This window comes from Acidovorax sp. 94 (assembly GCF_003634645.1).
In the GTDB taxonomy this organism is placed as follows: Bacteria; Pseudomonadota; Gammaproteobacteria; order Burkholderiales; family Burkholderiaceae_C; genus Acidovorax; species Acidovorax facilis.
Genome location: NZ_RBJA01000001.1, coordinates 3,105,676 through 3,126,058, shown reverse-complemented (window position 1 = coordinate 3,126,058; position 20,383 = coordinate 3,105,676). Strand labels below are relative to the sequence as shown.

Annotated in this window: 19 protein-coding genes; 10 read left to right on the top strand and 9 right to left on the bottom strand. The window is 63.1% G+C overall.

The window, feature by feature from the left end; translation table 11 throughout:
• Positions 1-486: 486 nt before the first annotated feature.
• Together C8C94_RS14330 and C8C94_RS14325 are read right to left on the bottom strand one after the other, a co-directional pair.
• On the bottom strand, positions 487-1,566 hold the full coding sequence (locus tag C8C94_RS14330; RefSeq protein ID WP_121421188.1) for a porin: 1,080 nt from the start codon (positions 1,564-1,566) through the stop codon (positions 487-489).
• Between the two features lie 277 nt (positions 1,567-1,843).
• The gene (locus C8C94_RS14325; protein ID WP_121421187.1) at positions 1,844-2,641 is read right to left on the bottom strand and encodes an IclR family transcriptional regulator; all 798 of its coding nucleotides are present in this window, start codon (positions 2,639-2,641) and stop codon (positions 1,844-1,846) included.
• 161 nt (positions 2,642-2,802) lie between these two features.
• Here C8C94_RS14325 and C8C94_RS14320 point away from each other — a divergent pair, with 161 nt between their 5' ends.
• From C8C94_RS14320 to C8C94_RS14275, 10 genes are all read left to right on the top strand, one after another.
• Complete coding sequence (locus C8C94_RS14320; RefSeq protein ID WP_121421186.1) at positions 2,803-3,801, top strand: tripartite tricarboxylate transporter substrate binding protein; 999 nt, start codon at positions 2,803-2,805, stop codon at positions 3,799-3,801.
• A gap of 18 nt (positions 3,802-3,819) precedes the next feature.
• Entirely contained in the window at positions 3,820-4,620 is an 801-nt protein-coding gene (locus C8C94_RS14315) for an enoyl-CoA hydratase/isomerase family protein (RefSeq protein WP_121421185.1), read from the top strand.
• A gap of 5 nt (positions 4,621-4,625) precedes the next feature.
• Entirely contained in the window at positions 4,626-6,710 is a 2,085-nt protein-coding gene (locus C8C94_RS14310; protein ID WP_121421184.1) for an acetate--CoA ligase family protein, read from the top strand.
• Positions 6,710-8,773, top strand: a complete 2,064-nt coding sequence (locus tag C8C94_RS14305; protein ID WP_121421183.1) for a 3-hydroxyacyl-CoA dehydrogenase NAD-binding domain-containing protein — start codon at positions 6,710-6,712, stop codon at positions 8,771-8,773. Before C8C94_RS14310 ends, C8C94_RS14305 begins: the two co-directional genes overlap by 1 nt.
• A gap of 65 nt (positions 8,774-8,838) precedes the next feature.
• Positions 8,839-9,858 carry a tripartite tricarboxylate transporter substrate binding protein gene (locus C8C94_RS14300; protein WP_121421182.1) on the top strand — a complete coding sequence of 340 codons (1,020 nt, stop codon included), beginning with the start codon at positions 8,839-8,841 and terminating at the stop codon, positions 9,856-9,858.
• 12 nt (positions 9,859-9,870) lie between these two features.
• Complete coding sequence (gene pcaD / locus C8C94_RS14295; protein ID WP_121421181.1) at positions 9,871-10,686, top strand: 3-oxoadipate enol-lactonase; 816 nt, start codon at positions 9,871-9,873, stop codon at positions 10,684-10,686.
• Between the two features lie 13 nt (positions 10,687-10,699).
• A complete protein-coding gene (gene pcaF, locus C8C94_RS14290) occupies positions 10,700-11,905 on the top strand; it encodes a 3-oxoadipyl-CoA thiolase (protein ID WP_121421180.1) in 1,206 nt (401 codons plus the stop codon).
• Positions 11,906-12,004: 99 nt separating this feature from the next.
• Positions 12,005-12,982: a tripartite tricarboxylate transporter substrate binding protein gene (locus C8C94_RS14285; RefSeq protein WP_233573473.1), complete on the top strand. Its 978-nt coding sequence runs from the start codon at positions 12,005-12,007 to the stop codon at positions 12,980-12,982.
• Positions 12,983-13,126: 144 nt separating this feature from the next.
• Entirely contained in the window at positions 13,127-13,870 is a 744-nt protein-coding gene (locus C8C94_RS14280) for an alpha/beta fold hydrolase (RefSeq protein ID WP_233573472.1), read from the top strand.
• Between the two features lies 1 nt (position 13,871).
• Complete coding sequence (locus C8C94_RS14275) at positions 13,872-15,197, top strand: MmgE/PrpD family protein (protein WP_121421179.1); 1,326 nt, start codon at positions 13,872-13,874, stop codon at positions 15,195-15,197.
• Between the two features lie 435 nt (positions 15,198-15,632).
• On the opposite strand, the gene C8C94_RS14270 is transcribed toward C8C94_RS14275, so the two are convergent.
• The 7 genes from C8C94_RS14270 to C8C94_RS14240 form a co-directional block, all read right to left on the bottom strand.
• On the bottom strand, positions 15,633-15,926 hold the full coding sequence (locus tag C8C94_RS14270) for a DUF4148 domain-containing protein (RefSeq protein WP_121421178.1): 294 nt from the start codon (positions 15,924-15,926) through the stop codon (positions 15,633-15,635).
• A 582-nt stretch (positions 15,927-16,508) separates the two neighbouring features.
• The gene (locus tag C8C94_RS14265) at positions 16,509-16,700 is read right to left on the bottom strand and encodes a DUF2892 domain-containing protein (RefSeq protein WP_121421177.1); all 192 of its coding nucleotides are present in this window, start codon (positions 16,698-16,700) and stop codon (positions 16,509-16,511) included.
• An 84-nt stretch (positions 16,701-16,784) separates the two neighbouring features.
• Positions 16,785-17,165, bottom strand: coding sequence for a rhodanese-like domain-containing protein (locus C8C94_RS14260; protein ID WP_121421176.1), 381 nt, complete (start codon positions 17,163-17,165; stop codon positions 16,785-16,787).
• 43 nt (positions 17,166-17,208) lie between these two features.
• Complete coding sequence (locus tag C8C94_RS14255) at positions 17,209-17,655, bottom strand: OsmC family protein (protein ID WP_121421175.1); 447 nt, start codon at positions 17,653-17,655, stop codon at positions 17,209-17,211.
• A 43-nt stretch (positions 17,656-17,698) separates the two neighbouring features.
• Positions 17,699-18,559 (bottom strand): MBL fold metallo-hydrolase, encoded by an 861-nt coding sequence (locus C8C94_RS14250; RefSeq protein ID WP_121421174.1) that lies wholly within the window; start codon positions 18,557-18,559, stop codon positions 17,699-17,701.
• Between the two features lie 67 nt (positions 18,560-18,626).
• Positions 18,627-18,920: a rhodanese-like domain-containing protein gene (locus C8C94_RS14245; RefSeq protein ID WP_121421173.1), complete on the bottom strand. Its 294-nt coding sequence runs from the start codon at positions 18,918-18,920 to the stop codon at positions 18,627-18,629.
• A gap of 47 nt (positions 18,921-18,967) precedes the next feature.
• Positions 18,968-20,377 carry a TolC family protein gene (locus tag C8C94_RS14240; RefSeq protein WP_121421172.1) on the bottom strand — a complete coding sequence of 470 codons (1,410 nt, stop codon included), beginning with the start codon at positions 20,375-20,377 and terminating at the stop codon, positions 18,968-18,970.
• Positions 20,378-20,383: the final 6 nt, after the last annotated feature.

Here is a 20,383-nt window from a genome sequence, read left to right as displayed (position 1 = left end):
CACCAGCTTCTCGGCCGTGATTCATCTTGCGGCTGCTGTCATCAACTCCCGTTGACTCTCAACAGACCCTAGTTCTCTCGGCATCACCTCACTTGGATTTGCCTCCAAGCGGATGCTCTTGGACCGCATTTGAGTGATTGCTGCAGCGCTCTTGGAGGAGTTTACGACTTTAGGTTGACAGCCACTTGGCTGAGCAGGGCGCTAGGCCGCATGGATGCTGGGCAGGGGTTTACGACTTTAATTACCCAGAATAGGAATCGCGCAATGGAATGTGGATCGGCTCGCGCCGAGACTTTTTCGGATGCGCGGGAGAAGCTGCCCATGGCTACGCCCTCCATACCCACAATACGGCCTGTGGTGGGCTGCAGGTCATCCTGAAGGAACGCCGTTGCAGGGCTATGGCCTCACCTTGCGCAGGCTCGAACACACCCCCATTCGCGCAGGGATCTGCTGATGCCCACCCCATATCAGCAGATTCACGAGCGGTCAAAAAACGTGTTTGACACCCACCGAAACGCCTGTCCCGTGGCTCTTGAGTCCTGGGCCTTGATATCCGTTTTTCCAACTCGTGTGGTCCACCTCGGCGTAGGCCAATGTGCGTCTGGAGAGCTTGTACTCCAGAAAAGCAATGAGACGGCCGAAGCCGTCATCCGCTGCGCCGCTGCGGCTGCGATCCACGCGGTAGTAGGCGGCAACCAAGTCCAGGCTTCCAGTCAACGGCATCGCACCGCCAACTCCAAAAGTGTTGTTGCGGGTTGTCGCGGTGACCGAAGTCTGCGCTTTGTGGCTGCCGTAGGTGATCGATAGCTTGCCGTTGCCGAGCTTCGCACCCACACCGCCGACATAGCCTTTCAGCGTGAGCCCATTGGCGTTCTTGAACTCCGTGTAAGCAACCGCTGCGTTGTAGCTGCCCGCCTGGTAGGTGGCCCCCAGGCCTGAGGATGAAAGCTTCGACTGGCTGGCACCTTGCTCGCCCAAAGCATGCATGCCTCGCACGCTGAAATCGCCGAATCGACCCACGTACTTGATGGAATTGTCGAGGCGGTAAGCGCCAGTGGTGGCACCCGCTGGGCCGTACTCTCCCCCCAGCCGATGTGCGCTAAGTGCCGCTGTCCCGATGTTGGGATTGAACCCTGCATAACGACTGCCCAATGGGTCCACGGCAGAGACTGCATCTGCCAGCAGGGTGGTCTGGCGCCCCAGCGTCAGGCTTCCCCAACCGCCTTGCAGCCCCACCCATGAGGCGCGGTCAAACTGCTTGGCCGCGTTGGACATGCCGCCGGTGTCCACGTTGACGCCAGATTCCAGATTGAAAATTGCCTTGAGTCCTCCACCCAAGTCTTCATTCCCCCTGAACCCCAGGCGACTGGTCGTGTCGATGCCACTGTTCAGTGCCGTAGCAGACCCCGCCGAGCCACTGTTGTTGCTCTCCAGGCCACGAGCATGGCGCAGGCCAGCATCCACAACGCCGTAGAGGGTAACGCTGCTTTGGGCATGCGCGATGCCAGAGCCTGTGGTGAGAGATACGGCGATGACCGTCAGGCCAAGCCTTGGCAATGATTCCATGTGAAGTCTCCTTGGATTGTTCAAACGATCCCCTGCGTGAGGTCCTGCGGCCAAGCTCTACAGCGGGCACTTGCTGCGAACCAGAGATCGTTGTGTTGTGAACTGCCACGCTGGCCGGAGGGAGTCTATGGAGCAGGACAGGGGATGGCATCCACCCCATTCCAAGGGGTGGAAATCTCGAACCAATGCCTGCTGCCGCATCCAGGCTCTCCAGCAACATGCACGCGGATCGCGTGCATGTGCAGGGAGCGCAATAGCTCCCTGGAGCATCACGCCATCAATCCAGCCGCCGAACGGCCTCTGTGATCTTCTCGGCAAGGGCCTTGAGGGGGGCGCTCAGTTCTGCCTCCATCTCCAGCGCGCTTTGCTGGGTCGTGACGCTCATGTTGAGCACGTAGATGGCGCCGCTCGGCGTGACGATAGGGGTCGCAATGGCGACCACCTCCGGCTGCCACGATGCGGTGCAGTAGCCATTTTTTCCGAACAGTTGCACGGCAGTGAGGATATCTTCGCGAATGGCTTTCCAGCCGGATAAGCGCTGCTGCCCAAGCTTGGTCATCAGCTCCCTTCGCTGTGCTTCGGAGATAGCACACAAGTACGCGCGCCCGAGGGAGGTGAGTTCAATGGGCACCCGCTGGCCGGCCACCACGCTGCGCAGTGAAACCTTTCTGTTGTACCGGATGGATTCCAGATAGACCATCTCCTCGCGGTCCGCCACGGCCAACCCCACATTGACGCGCAGCTTCTCCGCAGCGGTGCGCATGAGTGGAGCGGCGATCTGCAGGATGGGCGAGCCTGAGCGCATGGCGTGAGCAAAGCTCAGCACCGGGGCGGCAAGTCGGTATGCACGACGTGCGCCGTCATGCTCCAGAAGGCCGCACTGCACCAAAGTCTGCGCCAGTCTGCTGACGGTCGCTCTGGACAGTCCGGTGCGCTCCGCCAGCTCGCCGTTTCCCAGCAAGTCAGCGCCCGGCCGAAACGCCCTGAGGATATCCACCCCCCGCTCCAGCGATCGATTCAGTGTGGGTTCTTCATGGTTCTTGCGTCGTGCAGAAGTGCTAGCAGGTGGCGTCATGGTGGATGTTGTAGAGCCATTTTATTTCCAACCAGTGGAATGAAGGGGGTGCGTCAAAGAGGTCGTTCTCTTAATCTAACCCTGTGAGTGAGGCGGCCGATCATGCCGCTGCTTGAGACCACTTGCTGTTAGTCAATTCCCTAATAAATGGAGACAAAGAAATGCACAAACACCTGCTTTCTGCGCGTTCGCGCATCGCATGCGTCATTGCTGCTGCAGCCGTCTTGGGTGGCCTGCACGCGGCCCCCGCCAACGCGGCTTTCCCTGAGAAACCTGTTCGCATCATCGTGCCATTTGCGCCCGGTGGCGGTACGGACTTGGTGGCCCGCTCCATGACCGTGGTCATGGGCCAAGAGCTGGGGCAGCCGGTCATCATCGACAACAAGCCGGGCGCTGGAACCATCATCGGAACCGACACGGCAGCCAAGAGTGCGCCGGACGGATACACCATGGTGATGGCGACAGTGGCGCACGTGGTCAACCCTAGCATCCAACCGAAGCTGCCCTACAGCCACGAAACAGCCTTTGCTCCGGTGATGTTGGTAGGCGTATCACCCAACGTACTGGTCGTACGGGCCAACAGTCCCTATAAGTCGGTGAAGGACATCATTGCCGCAGCCAAGGCGTCCCCAGGGAAGCTGTCCTTCGCGTCGCAAGGTGCAGGAACTTCCGCCCATCTGGCCGGTGAGTTGTTCAAGAACCTTACGGGCACGAACCTGATTCACATCCCCTATCGCGGGGCGGGACCAGCCCTCACAGACTTGCTGGGCGGCCAGGTGGATGTGATGTTTGCCACAGCCGCAGCCGTGGGTTCCATGATTGACAAAGGCCAACTGCATGCGCTGGCGGTGACAACTGCTACGCGATCCAACTCGCAGGTGCTCTCCCAAGTGCCCACCGTCGCGGAGAGCGGAGTCCCCGGCTATGTGGCGGACAGCTGGTACGGCCTCTTTGCGCCCGCTGGCACACCTGCAGATGTGATCGAGAAGCTCAACAGCGCAGCCAAGAAAGCCGTCAACACAGAGGCTTTCCGCAAGAAGCTGGAAGCCGAGGGCCTCATCGTCAAGGGTGGATCGCCTCAGGAATTTGACACCTATGCCAAGGGCGAAGAAGCCCGCTGGCGCAAGGTCGTCAAGGACAACAAGATCACCAACGACTAAACCTTTCGAAAGCAGAAAATGACCACCGAGCTCATTGAACTGACCGTCACCCATGGCATTGCGACGCTCACGCTGAATCGCCCCGAAAAACGCAATGCGATGAGCGATGACATGCGCACCGAGTTCATCGCGGCGCTGGAGCATGTCAGCGCGGACAAATCGATCCGGGCTCTGGTGCTCACCGGCAAAGGCAAGGGCTTCTGCGCGGGGGGGGACATCTCCGGCATGGAGCGCCGCATGAAGGCGCCTGCCGGGGAAGTTGCCTTCAATGGCTGGCACCGCCAGCAGCGCGTGCACTACACGCAGACTTTGCTGCACACGATGCCCAAGCCGACCATCGCAGCTGTCAATGGAGCAGCGTCTGGGCTGGGCGCCGACACAGCACTGGCGTGCGACTTCATCATCGCCAATGAATGGGCCAACTTCTCTTGGTCGTACATCCATCGCGGCATCATTCCCGATGGGGGCGGCATGTACTTCCTGCCCCGCCGTGTCGGGCTTCCCAAGGCCAAGGAGCTGATCTTCACGGGCCGCAAGGTCGATGTGAACGAGGCACTGACCATGGGCATCGTGGACCGCAAGACCTCGGCTGAAACGCTGGTGGCGGACGCGCAGGCTTGGGCGGCTGAGCTCAGCAGAGGCTCGGCCACCGCCCTCGCGCTGGGCAAGACGATCCTGGACCAGACCTTCGAGATGTCGGCGCAACAGGTGTTCGCACAAGGCAGCCAGGCCCAAGGCATCTGCTACACGAGCACAGAGCACCGCGATTCGGTGATGGCCTTTCTTGCCAAGGCTTCGGCAACTGCCAGCAAAGAGTAATCCCCATGAACGCCATCTCCCGCCTCCTTCAGCCACGCAGCGTGGCCATCATTGGCGCATCTGCCGATTCCGCAAAAACCGCAGGCCGCCCTGTTTCCTACCTGTTGAAGCACGGCTTTGCGGGCGACATCTACCCGGTCAATCCCAAAGTGGATCGCATCGGGGAGCTGGTGTGCTATCCGGACATCGCTTCGCTGCCTGCGGTGCCTGACGTCGGTATCGTCTTGCTGGGTGCTGAGCGCGCCCACCTCGCTGTGCGGGATCTTGCTGCCCGAGGCACTGCGGCGGCTATTGTCCTCGCCAGCGGCTACACCGAAACCGGTGAGGATGGCGCACGCCGACAGAAGCAACTGATGGAGGCTGCTGGTGGCATGCGCATCCTGGGCCCCAACACCATTGGCCTCGTCAACTTGACCGACAACATCGTCTTGTCGGCTACCGGTGCGCTGGAGATGGAGCATTTCCCTGTGGGCGGCATTGGCGTCGTCTCGCAGAGTGGTGGCATCCTGGGGGCACTGTTGTCGCGCGCAGCAGCGCGTGGCGTCGGCTTGTCCAAATTGATCTCCACCAGCAATGAGGTGGATCTGGAGCTGGCCGATTTCATCGACCACCTCGCCGATGACGAGGCCACCAAGGTGATTGCGCTGTATGTAGAAACCGTGCGCGATCCCGCCAAGTTCCGCAGCGCCTGCTTGAAAGCCGCGCGCGCTGGAAAGCCAGTAGTGGCGTTCAAGATCGGCCGCTCTGAAGCTGGCGCGAAAGCGGCTGTTTCGCACACCGGCGCGCTGGCTGGTGCCGACCGCATGTACGACGCGCTGTTCAAGCAAGTCGGCGTGATCCGCGCGCAAACCTTCAGTGACCTGCTGGACATCCCTGCGGCCCTGGCCACCGGCCGCAAGCTGCATGGCAAACGCGTCGCCATCTTGACCTCTACCGGTGGCGCCGGCACGCTGGTGTCCGACGATCTGGGCATGGCCGGTTTCGACACGCCTGCGCCCGATGCAGCCACCGCCGAGGCTTTGCGCGCACTGCAGACCGGCGACCATGCCGTGCTGGACCGCAACCCCATCGACGTGACGCTGGCAGGCCTCAAGCCCGACCTGCTGCGTGGGGCCATCAATGTGCTGCTCAAGAGCCCGAGCTACGACGCCCTGACCATCATCGTAGGCTCTTCCAGCTTGGCCATGCCTGAGCTGCTGGCTGGCGCGATCCAGGACTGTCTGCCTAACTCTGACAAGCCAGTGATCGCCTACGTCAGCCCGCATGCGCCTGAAGTGGGTGCGCTGCTGACGCAACGTGGCGTGCCTGCATTCGCAGCTGCGGAAAGCTGCACGGCGGCGCTGCGCGCCATGTTCCAGGCGGCTGAGTTGAAGCCTCAGGTCGAGTCCAGCGCGCCTGCCGCTGCGGTGGCCGTGGACGGTTTGCCGACAGGCTCTCTGGATGAATACCAGGCCAAGCAGCTGTTCACGCGCTTCGGCGTGCCTTGTGCGGGTGAACGCATCGTTGCGTCACCTGCTGAGGCCGAAGCTGCAGCGCGCGAGCTGGGTGGCCGCGTGGTGCTGAAGATTCTCTCGGCCGAGATCACGCACAAGAGTGACGTGGGCGGTGTGGCTGTGAACCTGTCGGCCGAGACCATTGGTGCGCGCCTCACTGCGATGGCGTCGGAGGTCGAGGCCAAGGTCGGCGTGCTTCCCAAGCGCTTCCTCGTGCAGGAGATGGTCGGTGGTGGCACCGAGCTGATTCTGGGTATGCACCGCGATGCACTGGGTACAGCCATTCTGCTGGGTATGGGTGGCGTTACGGCCGAGCTGTTCAAGGACACAACCATGCGGCTGCTGCCTCCCACCGGCGGGCTGTCGCGTGCCGATGCGCTGGCCATGGCGCAGGAGCTCAAGACTTGGCCGCTGCTGGACGGCTTCCGTGGCCGCCCCCTGGCCGATGTTGATGCACTGGTGACCGCCATCGTTGCCTTCTCGCAAATGGCGGCCCAGCTTGGCGAACGCTTGGTCGAGGCCGAAATCAACCCGGTGTTCGTGCTGCCCAAAGGCCAAGGCGTTCGCGCGGCAGACGGCGTAGTGGTGCTTGCCTGATGGCTACCCATTCAACGGCCCAGGTTCGCCTGGAGCGAGATGGCGAAGTCGCCATCATTTGGATCGACAACCCACCGATCAATGCAGGCTCTGCCGCAGTGCGTGCAGGACTTTTGAAAGCCATCGATGAGGTGGTGCGCGACGAGCGCATCGTGGCCGCGGTGCTGATCGGTGCGGGCACAACCTTCATCGCGGGGTCGGACATCCGCGAATTTGGTCAACCGCTGGCAGAGCCGCAGTTACCCACGGTGATCGCAGCCATAGAGGCTTGCCCCAAGCCCTTCGTCGCAGCGCTGCACGGCGCAGCGCTGGGCGGCGGCTTCGAGCTGGCGTTGGGCTGTGATGCCCGCATCTCAGCACCCGAGACCGTCGTCGGACTGCCTGAGGTTACGCTGGGGATCATCCCTGGAGCGGGGGGCACACAGCGGCTGCCACGCCTGGTGGGTGTGCCACGTGCGATAGCGATGGTTTGCAGCGGCGAGCGCGTGAAAAGCGCCGCAGCACTTACCGCTGGCCTTGTAGATCAGATCGCGGCCGGGGACCTGTGCGCTGCAGCTGTGGCGCATGCGCGGAACCTGGCCGGGCGCAAGCAGAGGGTGCGTGAACTCGCAGTCCCTGCCAGTGAAACCCAGGCCGTGGCCGACGCAGCAGCGGCTGCGCTGAAGGCGGGCAAAAACCGCCCGGCTGTGGTTGCGGCGATTGAGTCCATCAGGGCCTCGGCCTTGCAAGACTTCGACACCGCTCTGGCCGGTGAACGCGCGGCCTTCCAGCAGCTGCGTACCTCGCGCGAGGCGTCGGCGCTGCGCCACCAGTTCTTTGCCGAGCGCGAAAGTGCCAAGCACCCGGAGCTGGTGGGTGCGGCACCCCGCGCGGTGCAGACCCTCGCTGTGATCGGCGCAGGCACCATGGGAACGGGTATCGCGATCGCCGCGCTGGACGCTGGCTACGACGTGCGACTGCTGGAACAGGATGGAGCGGCGCTGGACCGCGGTGGCACCCGTATTCGCGAACACTACGCCGCCCGCGTGCGCGCCGGAAAGATGGCGCCCGATGTCGCACAGTCGCGCCAGGACCGTTTGCACACCAGCCTGCATTGGAATGACATCGCCGAGGCCGATCTGGTGATCGAGGCTGTGTTCGATGACCTGGATGTCAAGCGCGAGGTGTTCGCGCGCATCGATGGCCTGGCCCGTCCCGGTGCTGTGCTGGCAAGCAACACGTCCTATCTGGACCTGGACGCCATCGCTGCCGCTACATCGCGCCCGCAAGACGTGATCGGTCTGCATTTCTTCAGCCCAGCCAATGTCATGCGCTTGATGGAGGTGGTGCGCGGCGAGGCCACTGCGCCCGATGCGCTGGCCACAGGTTTGGCAGTGGCAAAGAAGCTTGGAAAACTGCCACTGTTGACGGGCAACGCGTTCGGCTTCGTCGGCAACCGGCTGTACGCAGCTTACCGCCGCCAGTGCGAGTTCTTGATCGAGGAAGGTGCTTGGCCTGAGCAAGTGGATGATGCGCTGCAGCGCTTCGGTTTTGCCATGGGCCCCTTCGCTGTGGCCGATCTGTCGGGCCTGGACATTGCCTGGCGCATGCGGCAGGCTCAGTCTGGAACACGCGACCCGGCAGCGCGCTACGTGCACATCGCCGACCAGCTGTGCGAAGCCGGCCGCCTGGGACGCAAGACCGGCGCAGGCTACTACCGCTATGCCGAAGGCGGCAAGCCCATGGTGGACGAAGCCGTGCATGTCCTGATCGAGCAGGCCCGCGCTGACAAAGGCATCACGCCGCGTGCCATCGCTGATGAAGAGATTGTGCGCCGCATCTTGCTAGCGCTCGCCAATGAGGCCGCTCTGCTGCTGGCTGAAGGCGTGGCCGCGCATGCCACGGATGTGGACCTGGCCCTGGTCAATGGCTACGGGTTTCCACGCTGGGAAGGCGGCGTGGTGTTCTGGGCCCGCGAACGGGGTGAGGTAGCGCTGAGTGCTGACTTTGCGTGGCTCGCTGAGATCAATGGTCCTGGTTCAAGGATCGGTGACCCGCGCGTCCTGCTCCCATCCGAAAGCTGACGCGGCAAGCTACCGCGCAACGACACCAGACTGCCCCAGGCAGCACAACCCAAGGAGACATCCAGATGCCAGTTCAACACCCTCATCATCCATCCCGACGCTCACTGCTGACGTGGCTACCCGCTGGCGCAGCCTGCGTTTCCGTGCCAGCCTGGGCACAACAAGTTGGGGCGGGCTCCGAGCTGCCACCGCCAGCCCTGTCCAGCTACCGCTTCCTCGTCGGCTTCGGCGCGGGCGGCGTACCCGACGCGGCGGCGCGCCTGATCGCAGCCACGATGTCCGAGCGCTGGAAGTTGCCCGCGATGGTGGAAAACAAGACAGGCGTGGGCGGCACGCTGGCTGCCCGCGCTGTCCTGGCGGCACCAGCCGACGGCAGTACCTTGCTCAGCGTATCCCCTGCCCATGCCACGGCACCTGCGGTGTTCCGCAACCCGGGCTACGACACGCTGCGCGACTTCGCCCCTGTCACTTTGATCGGCGACGGCCCCGCCCTGATCGTGGTGCCCAAGGATTTGCCTGCCAAGAACTTGGCCGAAATGGTGGCGCAGGCCAAGGCGCGGCCAGGGGCTTTGAGCTATTCGTCGGCGGGGGTTGGCAGTAGTTCTCACTTTGCTGCGGCACTGTTCTGCGAGCAAGCGGGCATCGAGGCCGTGAACATTCCCTACAAGAGCGTGGGGGAAGCCATGACCGAAACCATCGCAGGCCGCGTGCAGTTTCACATTGCGCCCTATGTTTCAGCAGCAGGCATGGTCAAGGATGGCAAGGTGCGAGCGCTTGCCGTGACCAGCTCCAAGCGAATTCCCGAGATGCCGGACCTGCCAACGGCGGCAGAAGCAGGTGTTCCAGGCTACGAATGGAGTTTCTGGTATGGCCTGCTCGCCTCCGCAAAAACTCCGGCCCCTGTGGTCGCACAGTTGAACAAGGACATCACCGGGATCCTGCGCCTGCCGCAGGTGAGAAAGCAGCTCGAAGCAATGGGCGTCACGGTGGCGGCCAGCACGTCCGCAGATTTCCAGAAGCTGATTGAGGCGGAAGTCACGAAGTACGCACGCATCGCCAAGTCAGCCAACATCACGCCGCAATAGGTCCTATACGCCATGAGCATGCTCGAAATCGCCGGAGCACCGGCCATTTATTACACCGTCGACGGTACGCAAGGCCCCTGGCTGGTGCTGTCCCATTCGCTCGGCTGTGACGTTTCCATGTGGGACCTTCAGATGCCCGCATTGGCTGAGCGCTACCGCGTGTTGCGCTACGACACCCGCGGGCATGGGCGCAGTGGCGCAGGTGCGGCACCGTATTCGCTGGATGAACTGGCTGGAGACGCCGCGCAATTGATGGATCACCTCGGCATTGAGGCCGCCACCTGGATCGGTTTCTCGATGGGCGGCATGATCGGGCAGACCTTTGCGCTGAAGTATCCGCAGCGCATTGAGGCGATGGTCCTGGCGGATACCACCAGCCAGCATGGCGCCACGCCCCAATCGGTGTGGGACGAACGCATCCGCGTCGCGCGCGAACAAGGCGTGGGGCCGCTTGTGCAACCTGCGATTGGTCGCTGGTTCACCGCAGACTTTCGCGCCTCTCAGCCTGCCGCAGTGGCGGCAGTGGCACAAGTGATCGGGTCAACCCATGTGGAAGGCTGGACGGGGTGCTGCGCTGCCATCGCGTCCGTGCACACCACCGATGACCTGCATCGCATCGGCTGCCCGGCGCTCGTGATGGTGGGCGAGCACGACATCGGCACACCGCTGGCGGCGTCGTTGGAGATGCATCGCCGTCTACCGAACTCGACGCTGGCCGTGATTGCGGATGCGGCACACATGACCTGTATCGAGCAGCCCGAGCGCTTCAATCGCGTGCTGCGCATGTTCTTGGACAGCACCGTGGGTGCGTCCTCCGAAGCCCTTTAAGCCTGGAGCCACCATGACCCGCCATGCCTTCATCTGTGACGCTGTGCGCACCCCCTTCGGGCGCTACGGCGGCAGCTTGTCTTCTGTGCGCGCCGACGACCTGGGCGCTGTGCCGCTCCAGGCCCTGATGGCACGCCATCCGAACCTGGACTGGGAGGCTGTGGCCGATATCGTCTACGGCTGCGCCAACCAGGCCGGCGAAGACAACCGCAACGTAGCCCGCATGTCTGCGCTGCTGGCGGGACTGCCCGTGGGCTTACCCGGCAGCACGGTCAATCGCCTGTGCGGCTCGGGTCTGGATGCGCTGGGCACCGCCGCACGGGCCATCAAATCCGGGGAGGCCAGCCTGATGTTGGCGGGGGGCGTGGAAAGCATGAGCCGTGCGCCCTTCGTGATGGGCAAGGCCGAGAGTGCGTTCTCGCGCGCGGCGAAGATGGAGGACACCACGATCGGCTGGCGCTTGGTCAACCCGAAGATGAGGGCCTTGCACGGCGTGGACAGCATGCCCGAGACGGCCGAGAACGTGGCAAGGGATTTCAAGATATCGCGCGAAGACCAGGACCGTATGGCATTAGCCTCACAGCGCAAGGCGGTCGCTGCGCAGCAACGCGGCTTCTTTGACGCTGAGATCGTACCGGTCACGGTGCCGCAAAAGAAAGGCGACGTGCTGGTGGTCACACGCGACGAACATCCGCGCGAGACGAGCGTGGAAGCGCTGAGCCGTCTCAAGGGCGTGGTGCGGCCCGATGGCACGGTGACCGCCGGCAACGCCTCGGGCGTGAATGACGGGGCTTGCGCATTGCTGCTCGCCGACGAGAGCGGAGCCGCACGGCATGGGCTTACACCGCGCGCCCGTGTTGTTGCCATGGTCACGGCCGGTGTGGCACCACGCATCATGGGCATGGGCCCCGCACCAGCCACGCGCAAGGTCCTGGAGCTGGCTGGATTGACCCTGGCACAGCTCGACGTGATTGAACTGAACGAAGCCTTTGCTGCGCAGGGCCTGGCAGTTCTGCGCGACCTGGGCCTGAGAGAGGATGACCCACGCGTTAATCCGAACGGGGGCGCCATTGCTCTGGGGCATCCGTTGGGTGCTTCTGGCGCCCGGTTGGCCACCACTGCCATCAACCAGCTTCACGACACGGGTGGCCGGTATGCGCTTTGCACGATGTGCATTGGAGTGGGGCAGGGCATCGCGCTGATCTTGGAGAGGGTGTGAGCCTCCCCTGAGCCTGAAGCGCGCAGGAGGCTATGACAGCCTTGAGACGATGCTCTTGGGCACAACCTCCATCGCGCAAGACAAGAACAAGGAGACAAGATGAATCGGATGGTCCGCAAATGGATGTCAGGTCTGGGAATGCTGTGGATGGCCTTGGCAACTTCCGGCGCTATTGCACAAACCTTTCCCCACAAGCCCATCCGTCTGGTCGTCCCGTTTCCGGCAGGAGGAGGCACGGATGCCATGGCGCGCACCCTCGGTGAGGCGCTCTCCCGAGAGTTCGGCCAACCTGTGCTGGTAGAGAACAAGGCGGGGGCCGGAACTGTGATCGGCAACGACTTTGTTGCGAAAAGTGCCCCCGATGGCCACACTCTGTTACTCAACACCAGCGCGATAGCGATCGTGCCGAGCCTGTTTGCGAAATTGCCCTATGCGCCAGACTCCGCATTCGCGCCCATCATGCTGCTGGGGCGCGCACCGAATGTGGCGGTTGTTCGGGCCGATAGCCCGCTCAAGTCGGCCCGTGAGTTCCTGGCACACGCAAAGTCCAATCCAGGAAAGGTGGCATATGGATCAGCTGGCAACGGTACCTCTACACATTTGGCAGCCGAGTTGCTCAAGAGCATGGCGCACATGTATGTCATACACGTGCCCTACCGGGGCGCAAGCCCGCTGGTGACGGACCTTTTGGCCGGTCAGATCGATGTGGGGTTTGGCACCTTGCCTAGCGTCGCCCCTTTCATCGCCAGTGGAAAACTGAGAGCGTTGGGCGTGACCAGCGGCAAGCGTTCGCCACTGCTGCCGGATGTGCCCACCTTTGCCGAGGCCGGCGTTGCGGGATACCAAGCGGATGTCTGGTATGGCATTTTCGCGGCAACCGGTACACCCGCGACGGTTGTGAACCAACTCTACGGAGCGCTCAAGCGCGCCTCAGAAACAGACGCATTCCGCCAGCGGGCCCAGGCGGAGGGTTTGGTCGTGACGCTCGACCCTCCCGAGGAAACAGCGCGCATTGTGCGTGCCGAAGTCGCCAAGTGGCGCAAGGTCGTCAAGGAGCAATCCATCAAGATGGATTGAGCGATGAGATCCGGCCTTTCATACACCCCAAAAAATGCGCCACTGGTGGACGAGCTGGAGCGCCTGGCAGACCGCCACGAAGTGCTTCTAGCCGATTCTGGGGAGCCAATGGCTTGGCGCCGCTGGGGGCAAGGAGCGCCTGTAGTGCTGCTGCACGGCGGGCACGGTAACTGGCTGCACTGGGCGCGCAATATGGAGACGCTTGCCAAGCGCTACACGGTGTGGATGCCCGATCTTCCCGGCTATGGCGATTCAAGCGCACCCGCTGACCGCACGCTGGAATCAATGGTGGCCTTGGTCCGGGAATCTCTTGATCGGCTTGTGGGGCCAGACACTCCGGTAGGTCTGGCTGGATTCTCGTTTGGTGGCCAGGTCGCTGCGGGACTGGCTGCCGAGCGCGCCGCCGTTTCATGCCTGGCGCTCCTGGGGCCTGCTGGCCATGGCGGGGAGCGCCGGCCCAAAGGTGAACTGTGCAACTGGAAGCCTGCCTTCGAGCGAGGGGACTGGTTGGAGTTTGACGATGCCATGCGTCACAACCTGATGATGCACATGCTCCACGACCCTTGCAGTCTCGACGCCACCGCGCTCGCGATCCATACGCAGGCATGTCTGCAGACGCGCTTCCACAGCAAGCGCATTTCGCGCTCCGCCGAGCTGCGGCACCTGCTGGACAGGTACGCCGGACCTTTGCTGTTGGCCTGGGGTGAGCATAACGTTACTGCTTGTCCCCATGTTGCTGCGTCCTTGCTCATGCAGCGCCATGGGCACAGCAAGTCTGTGGTCATACCCCGCTCTGGCCATTGGGTGCAGTACGAGGCAGCCAATGAGGTGAACAGCCTGCTCTTGGATTGGTTTGATACATATTTGCCCCCTCTAGAGGAAATCTGACATGCACGCTACAGAAATATTTGCCCGATATGCCACAGAGTTTCAGCGGCAACCGCTTCCTGACGAAGTGATCCACCACGCCAAGCGTGCCGTGATCGATTGGTACGCATCTCTGTTTCCGGGGCTGAATACGCCTCCCGTGGCGATCCTGGAGCAGACGCTCACGGATGACCTCGACCGTGGGCGCGCCCACTTGGGCACCGGGCGTGCGAGTACGGCACGCGCAGCCGCACTCATCAACGGTGCTGCGGCACACGCGGCCGAGGTGGACGATAGTTTTCGCGACGCGATGTACCACCCTGGCGCAGCGACTATTGCGGCCGCACTGGCGGCAGGGCAAGACCTTGGCGTCTCCGGCCTCGAATTTCTGCGGGGGGTGGTGCTTGGGTACGAGGTCTCCACTCGCATCGGGGTGGTCATGGGCCGACCTCATTACAAGTTCTGGCACAGCACCGGCACGGTAGGCAGTTTTGGTGCTGCGGCTGCCGTGGGCGGAGTCATGCGCCTCGACGGCCTCGCGTTTGCCCACGCGCTTGCAACTGCAGCGACGTTTGCGGCAGGGCTTCAGCAGGCTTTCCGCATGGACTCGATGTCCAAGCCGCTGCACGCAGGGCGCGCCGCCGAAGCGGGCTTGCTCGCAGCGCAACTGGCCTCGCGCGGCCTGACCGGATCGCTCGACGTACTGGACGGAGAAACCGGTCTGGGGCAAGCCATGAGCAATGGCCCCGATTGGTCGAGCATCGGCGCAACGCTGGGCAAGGATTTCCACATTACTCGGCTGACCTTCAAGAACCACATTGGCTGCGGACACACGTTCGCGGCGATTGATGGCGCGCTGGAACTGCGGCAGCTCCACAACCTTCAGGCTGACCAGATCAAGAGCGTGCGGGTTGCGACCTATCGTCCCGCTCTCGACATTGCTTGCTATACCCGCCCCACCACGGCGAACGAAGCGCGTTTCAGCTTGACCTATGTCGTGGCCACTGCTTTGTCGCATGGCAGTGTTCGCCTAGCGGCGTACGAGCCAGGCCGTCTGGACGATGTGGGCACGCGCGCGCTGATGGAGCGCATGACGGTCGAGGTGGATCCGGTTCTTGATGCAGCCTTCCCTGGACAGCGGGCTGCGCGCATCGAAATCGAGACTGTGGATGGCCGTCGGCTTACGCATTTTCAGCCCAACCGCAAGGGAGACCCGGAGCAGGCCCTCACGGATGCCGAGTTGGAAGGCAAGTTTCTGGAGCTTGCCGAACCAGTCATCGGCACCAATCGAGCGCGGACCCTATTGACGAATGTCTGGGCGCTGGATAGCCGCAGCACCTTACTCTAGTTCTAGTTCTCTCGGCATCACCTCACTTGGATTTGCCTCCAAGCGGATGCTCTTGGACCGCATTTGAGTGATTGCTGCAGCGCTCTTGGAGGAGTTTACGACTTTAGGTTGACAGCCACTTGGCTGAGCAGGGCGCTAGGCCGCATGGATGCTGGGCAGGGGTTTACGACTTTAATTACCCGGGATAGTCGCGATTCGGAGATGCTGGCAATAGCAAAGAAGGAAGCCCCGTGGGTACCGCCCTCATCCTCGATCCCCGCGCCGAATACGCAAAACGCGCAGGGAGAGACAGCTCCTTGCCGAGGCATAGGCGTAGCAACAAAAAGGGCTCCCAGTGGGAGCCCAGTTTGCTTGCCTGACAGTGAGGAAAACACTCCCCATGGCAGCAGCACCCGCGAAGTGCCGCCACCATGGGAAGGCCCGCAACTGCGTCAATTACATGGCGCTGAATTCGCCGTGGGGAATCTTGCCGGTGCGCAGGGCTTCGGCTGCCTGGGCACGCACTGCAGCGCGGTCAGCCGTGGAGGTGTAAGTCACCACGCGCGAGCCCGCGGGTTCCTGGCTGCGGGTCGGGGCCACCGTGGCGGCTTCCGCTTGCACTTCAGCACGGGTGCGGTTGGTGTCGAACTGGAGCGCAAATTGCGAGCCATCGGCTTCGTCAGCGTGGGCGCCGAAAGAGGCGAAAGCAGCAACAGCGGCGATAGAGAGGAAACGGGCAGTCGTGTTCATGGTGCAAATCCTTGGATAAAAAGCGTCTCAAAAAAGCCGGAACAAAGCGCCAAAAGCGGATGCTGAAAACTGCTTCAAACCGGGTTCGGTGAGTCGCCTTGCGGGTTCGGCTCATCGATGGGTTGAACTGTACGCCGGTGCTGTTCAGAGAAAAACTACCCAGTCGCAAATTAACTGTTCCAGTATTTGAAACAATTGATTTGCTACGCCAAGAAGCGCTTAGCAGGGAGGGGGTATGCAGGGATTGGAGGCCCATGGGCGTATTTCACCCACTGGGTTTTACGGGGAGAAACTCTGGTGCCCGGGCCTGCGAAGCCGGGAAAGCGTGGAGCTGTCGAACTGCTCCACGTCAGTCAGAGCCTGGGCGATGCAGACCACCCGCCGGTGGTGGTGCTGGTGACCTTGCACGGGGCGTCAGCCCTTCAGCAGCCTGTTGTGCGCAGGTGGTGGTCCGGCTTGAGATGTGTGGGGCCAAATTGTCGAAGCGTCTGTTCACGATCTCCGGCTAGATCGTAGACAAGTGCTCAGTGCTGCACGTACGGGAAATGCCTGAACCGCACGCGCAGCGTTTGCCGCGTCTGGCTACTTTTTCAAGGGGCAGGTGTTGATGCCCAGCAGTGTGTAGGCGGGGCAGAAGCGGAACAGGCCGGTGGCCAAGGGGACAACGCCCAACCAGCCCCACCATCCCACAGTGTTGGTGGCAGCCAAGGCAATCAGCACCAAGCCTGCCACGATGCGCAGCACGCGATCAATGGTTCCAACGTTGACGTTCATGACAATTCCTTTGGGTTACGCATGGGCCCCGGGGGCGGGGCCTTTCTTGCACAAGAGGTGGCGCATGGCTGATGCACCACCGGATCAGTCGAAAGATGGTGGCTCGGGGGACGCCACGGGTTTGCCCGCTGCAGCCCAGGCGTCAAAACCGCCTGCGATGGACTGCACCTGCAGGTAGCCCATGTCGCGCATGGCGCAGGCTGCCAAGGCGGCCCTCCCGCTGGTCTTGCAGTACACCACCACCTTCAGATCGCGCGAGGTGAGTGCAGGCGTGCTGCTGAGCTTGAACTCCAGCACCCCGCGCGAGGCGTGGATGGCACCGGGTATGTGTCCGGCCTGGTACTCATCGGCCTCACGCACGTCGATGAGCACATCGGCCAGTCGGATGGCTTCATCAGCTTGGTCGATGGGGACTTCATGGACCTGGGCTTTCGCCGCAGCCACGAGATCGTGGGCTGTTTTCATCGGGTGTTTCCTTTAGTAGTGTGACGGTGGATATGCCGTGGTGTCATTTGAGGACGGCGTTGTTGGCGTCCAGCACTTTCAGCACGATGGGAATGCCCTGCCCCACGCTCTGGGTTACCGTGCAATAGCTTTCGAACTGGCCCAGCACGCGGTCCAGGTGTTCCAGTTGTGCGGCAGGTACGCCCAGTTGCAAGGTGGCATCCATGCGCAGCACGCGCAGGCGCCCTTCAGGGTTGCGGCCCACCTGGGCCACCACGGTGGCGGTTAGGGGCTCCGGTGACTGTTTGAATTTGCGCAGCGCAAACAGCAGGGAGTCACTGAGGCAGTTGCCCACCGCTGCGCAAAGCAGTTGCACCGGCGATGGGCCCTTGCCCGTGCCCAATGGGGTGGGTTCGTCGCCGATCAGGTGGGGGACGGTGCCACCAAAATGGATGTCAAAGCGGTAGTCCTCTTGCTGGACCAGCTCAACGGTGATCTGTTCGTTGCTCATGGAAATCTCCGGGATCTTCAAAGAAGGGCTCGTGGATAGCGTGTCACAGCGCGTTCACGGGAATCTTGAGATAGGTCATGCCGTTGTCTTCTGCCGGGGGCATCGCCCCGGCCCTGATGTTGACCTGCACCGAGGGCAGGATGAGAACGGGCATGTCCAGCGTTGCATCGCGCCGGGTGCGCAGTTCGACGAATGCCGCTTCGGTCATGCCGTCGTGCACATGGATGTTGTGGGCGCGCTGATCGGCGACCGTGGTCTGCCAGGCCGGGGCGCGCTCCGCGGGGGGGTAGTCGTGGCACATGAAAAGGCGGGTCTGTGCGGGCAGGCTGAGCAGCTTGCGCACCGACTGGTACAGCGTGTGCGCATTGCCACCCGGGAAGTCGCAGCGCGCGGTGCCGACGTCGGGCATGAACAGGGTGTCGCCCACCAACACGGCGTCTGCGATCTGGTACGCCATGCACGCAGGGGTGTGGCCCGGCACGGCCAGCGCCTTGGCTTCGAGCTGGCCAATAGAAAACACTTCTTCGTCGTGCAGCAGGTGGTCGAACTGACTGCCATTCGGGTGGAACTCGGGCTCCAGGTGGAAGATGGCTTTGAACACCTCTTGCACCTGGGTGATGGCGGCTCCGATGGCGATTTTTCCTCCCAGCTTGCCGCGAAGGTAGTGCGCGGCGGACAGGTGGTCGGCATGGGCATGGGTTTCCAGAATCCATTGCACGGTCAAACCCTTGCTCTGGACGAACGCTACCAGGCGATCCGCAGAATGCGTGCGGGTGCGTCCTGATTTTGCGTCGTAGTCCAGCACCGAATCCACCAGTGCGCAGTGGCCCCCGGGTTCGTCAAACACCACGTAGCTCACGGTCCAGGTCGCGTCGTCAAAGAAGGCTTCTATCTGGGGCTTCACGGGGATCTCCTGTTGCAGTTTCGATGGACACAATGCTCCGAGTGGCGGTGGCAAGCGCCTGATCCCATCAGTCGCGTTCGATGGGGCGGCCCAGCTGCAGGGCCACGCTGCTCACACCGCCGCCATTGGACACCTGGCTATAGCCTTGCGTGCGCAACCACTGGACTGCCATGCCCGAGCGAGCGCCCGAAAGGCAGCAAAGCACCATCGGTTGGTCGCGGTGCGGCAGCGCTGCAGCGGCTTGCTGGGCCAGGCTGTCTAGCGGCAGGTTGATGGAGCCAGCCACATGGCCTGCTGCGAATTCGCCGGGCGAACGGACATCGACGACCAGGGGAAGCGTGGGGGCGGGGTGGGGGTTCATGGCGCTGGCGGGGTGAGGGTGTGGGATGAGGGCATGGTTGGAGGCGTTCAAGGTGTGGGCGGGGCCAGCATGTGCGCTGTGTCGGTGGCCGCTTGCAACGCGGCCTCGTCGAGCTGGCCCGCCAAAGCCATCAACTGCAGGCGTTCTTGCGCCATGCGGGTCTGGTGCCCCAGCAGGTTGGATTGCGACTGCATGGCGTCATTGTGTGCCTGCAGCAAATCCAGTGTGGTGCGGTCGCCCACCTGGCGACCCAGTTGGGTCGCCTCCAGCCGAACCTGGGCCGCCCTGAGCGCCGACTCCAGGGCTTGGGTCCGGGCGGTCCCGGCCTGCAGGTGCAGCCAGCTGGTGCGTACCTGCTGGGCGACGGCAAGCCGGGCGCTGTCGAGGTCGGCCTGGGCCTTGTCTTGAAGGCGCAGCAGTTCCTGATGGCGCGCATCAAGTTGGCCACCGGTGTACAGCGGCACCTGGATCTGCACACCCACCATGTACTGGCGTGCGGAGTTGCTGGCAGAGCCCCACCGGCCAGATCCTGACAGGTGGTCGCCTCCCGTCTGGGCCACCAGGTCCACCTTGGTGCTGGCAAAACGCGCCGCCTTGGTTGCCTCTTGCTCGGCCAGTGCGAGGGCCTGCGCCTGGGTGCGCACCTGGAGGTTGTCGCGCTCGGCGAGATCCAGCCAGTGAGACAGGGGCGCGAGGGGTTTGCCATCGCGCAAGGCGGTGGTTTCGTTGCCCGACGAGGCGGGCAGGTGCAGGGGGGGCAGTTGCGCAGGACTCCAGCCTGTGGTCTGGGCCAGAGCCTGGCGCGCAATCTGCATCTCAACATCGGCTGCTTGCACCAGTGCAGCGTTGGCCTGCGCGCGCGCCTCGGCTTCGCGCATATCCGTGATCGGCGAGTCCCCCAATGCAAAGCGGTCCTGCGCCTCTTTGAGAGCCTGATCGGTTGCCTCTTGCTGGCGCAGTAGCAACGCGCGCTGCTGCTGCGCCAGCACGGCCGAGAAGTATTGCTGGGCCGTTCGCAGCATCAGCTGTTGCTGCACCGAGGCGGCCTGCAGTTCTGCCAGATCGGCGGACAGCAGCAGCTGGCGCCCCTGTGCGCTGCGCTCGGGGTTGTACAGCGGCATGCGCGCCTCCACACCCCAGCGTGTACCCGGGCCGCTGCGGACCGAGGTGTCAAAACCCACCCCAGAGGTCTGTGGTGTCCCTGGCATGGAAAACGCGGCCCCCCGGGCGGAGGTCTGTGAGCCCATCGCGCCTGCCGCAGCCTGGGCCGTCACAGAGGGGTTCCACAAGCGGCTGGCCTGCACGCGGCGGGCCTCGCCTGCGGCGCGTGTGGCCGCCGCTGCTGCCATGTCCGGGTGTTGCTGCCGTGCGGCCAGCCAAGCCTCGTGCAAATCTGCCGCCTGGGCTGCACCCATGCCGCAGGCCAGCAAGGCAGCGCTCAGGAGGAGTTTGCGCATGGCGTG

What these genes read in the sequence shown, in the direction of transcription:
- C8C94_RS14330 (WP_121421188.1), bottom strand. Translation starts at nt 1,566, where the DNA reads ATGGAATCATTGCCAAGGCTTGGCCTGACGGTCATCGCCGTATCTCTC.
- C8C94_RS14325 (WP_121421187.1), bottom strand. Translation starts at nt 2,641, where the DNA reads ATGACGCCACCTGCTAGCACTTCTGCACGACGCAAGAACCATGAAGAA.
- C8C94_RS14320 (WP_121421186.1), top strand. Translation starts at nt 2,803, where the DNA reads ATGCACAAACACCTGCTTTCTGCGCGTTCGCGCATCGCATGCGTCATT.
- C8C94_RS14315 (WP_121421185.1), top strand. Translation starts at nt 3,820, where the DNA reads ATGACCACCGAGCTCATTGAACTGACCGTCACCCATGGCATTGCGACG.
- C8C94_RS14310 (WP_121421184.1), top strand. Translation starts at nt 4,626, where the DNA reads ATGAACGCCATCTCCCGCCTCCTTCAGCCACGCAGCGTGGCCATCATT.
- C8C94_RS14305 (WP_121421183.1), top strand. Translation starts at nt 6,710, where the DNA reads ATGGCTACCCATTCAACGGCCCAGGTTCGCCTGGAGCGAGATGGCGAA.
- C8C94_RS14300 (WP_121421182.1), top strand. Translation starts at nt 8,839, where the DNA reads ATGCCAGTTCAACACCCTCATCATCCATCCCGACGCTCACTGCTGACG.
- pcaD (WP_121421181.1), top strand. Translation starts at nt 9,871, where the DNA reads ATGAGCATGCTCGAAATCGCCGGAGCACCGGCCATTTATTACACCGTC.
- pcaF (WP_121421180.1), top strand. Translation starts at nt 10,700, where the DNA reads ATGACCCGCCATGCCTTCATCTGTGACGCTGTGCGCACCCCCTTCGGG.
- C8C94_RS14285 (WP_233573473.1), top strand. Translation starts at nt 12,005, where the DNA reads ATGAATCGGATGGTCCGCAAATGGATGTCAGGTCTGGGAATGCTGTGG.
- C8C94_RS14275 (WP_121421179.1), top strand. Translation starts at nt 13,872, where the DNA reads ATGCACGCTACAGAAATATTTGCCCGATATGCCACAGAGTTTCAGCGG.
- C8C94_RS14270 (WP_121421178.1), bottom strand. Translation starts at nt 15,926, where the DNA reads ATGAACACGACTGCCCGTTTCCTCTCTATCGCCGCTGTTGCTGCTTTC.
- C8C94_RS14265 (WP_121421177.1), bottom strand. Translation starts at nt 16,700, where the DNA reads ATGAACGTCAACGTTGGAACCATTGATCGCGTGCTGCGCATCGTGGCA.
- C8C94_RS14260 (WP_121421176.1), bottom strand. Translation starts at nt 17,165, where the DNA reads ATGAAAACAGCCCACGATCTCGTGGCTGCGGCGAAAGCCCAGGTCCAT.
- C8C94_RS14255 (WP_121421175.1), bottom strand. Translation starts at nt 17,655, where the DNA reads ATGAGCAACGAACAGATCACCGTTGAGCTGGTCCAGCAAGAGGACTAC.
- C8C94_RS14245 (WP_121421173.1), bottom strand. Translation starts at nt 18,920, where the DNA reads ATGAACCCCCACCCCGCCCCCACGCTTCCCCTGGTCGTCGATGTCCGT.
- C8C94_RS14240 (WP_121421172.1), bottom strand. Translation starts at nt 20,377, where the DNA reads ATGCGCAAACTCCTCCTGAGCGCTGCCTTGCTGGCCTGCGGCATGGGT.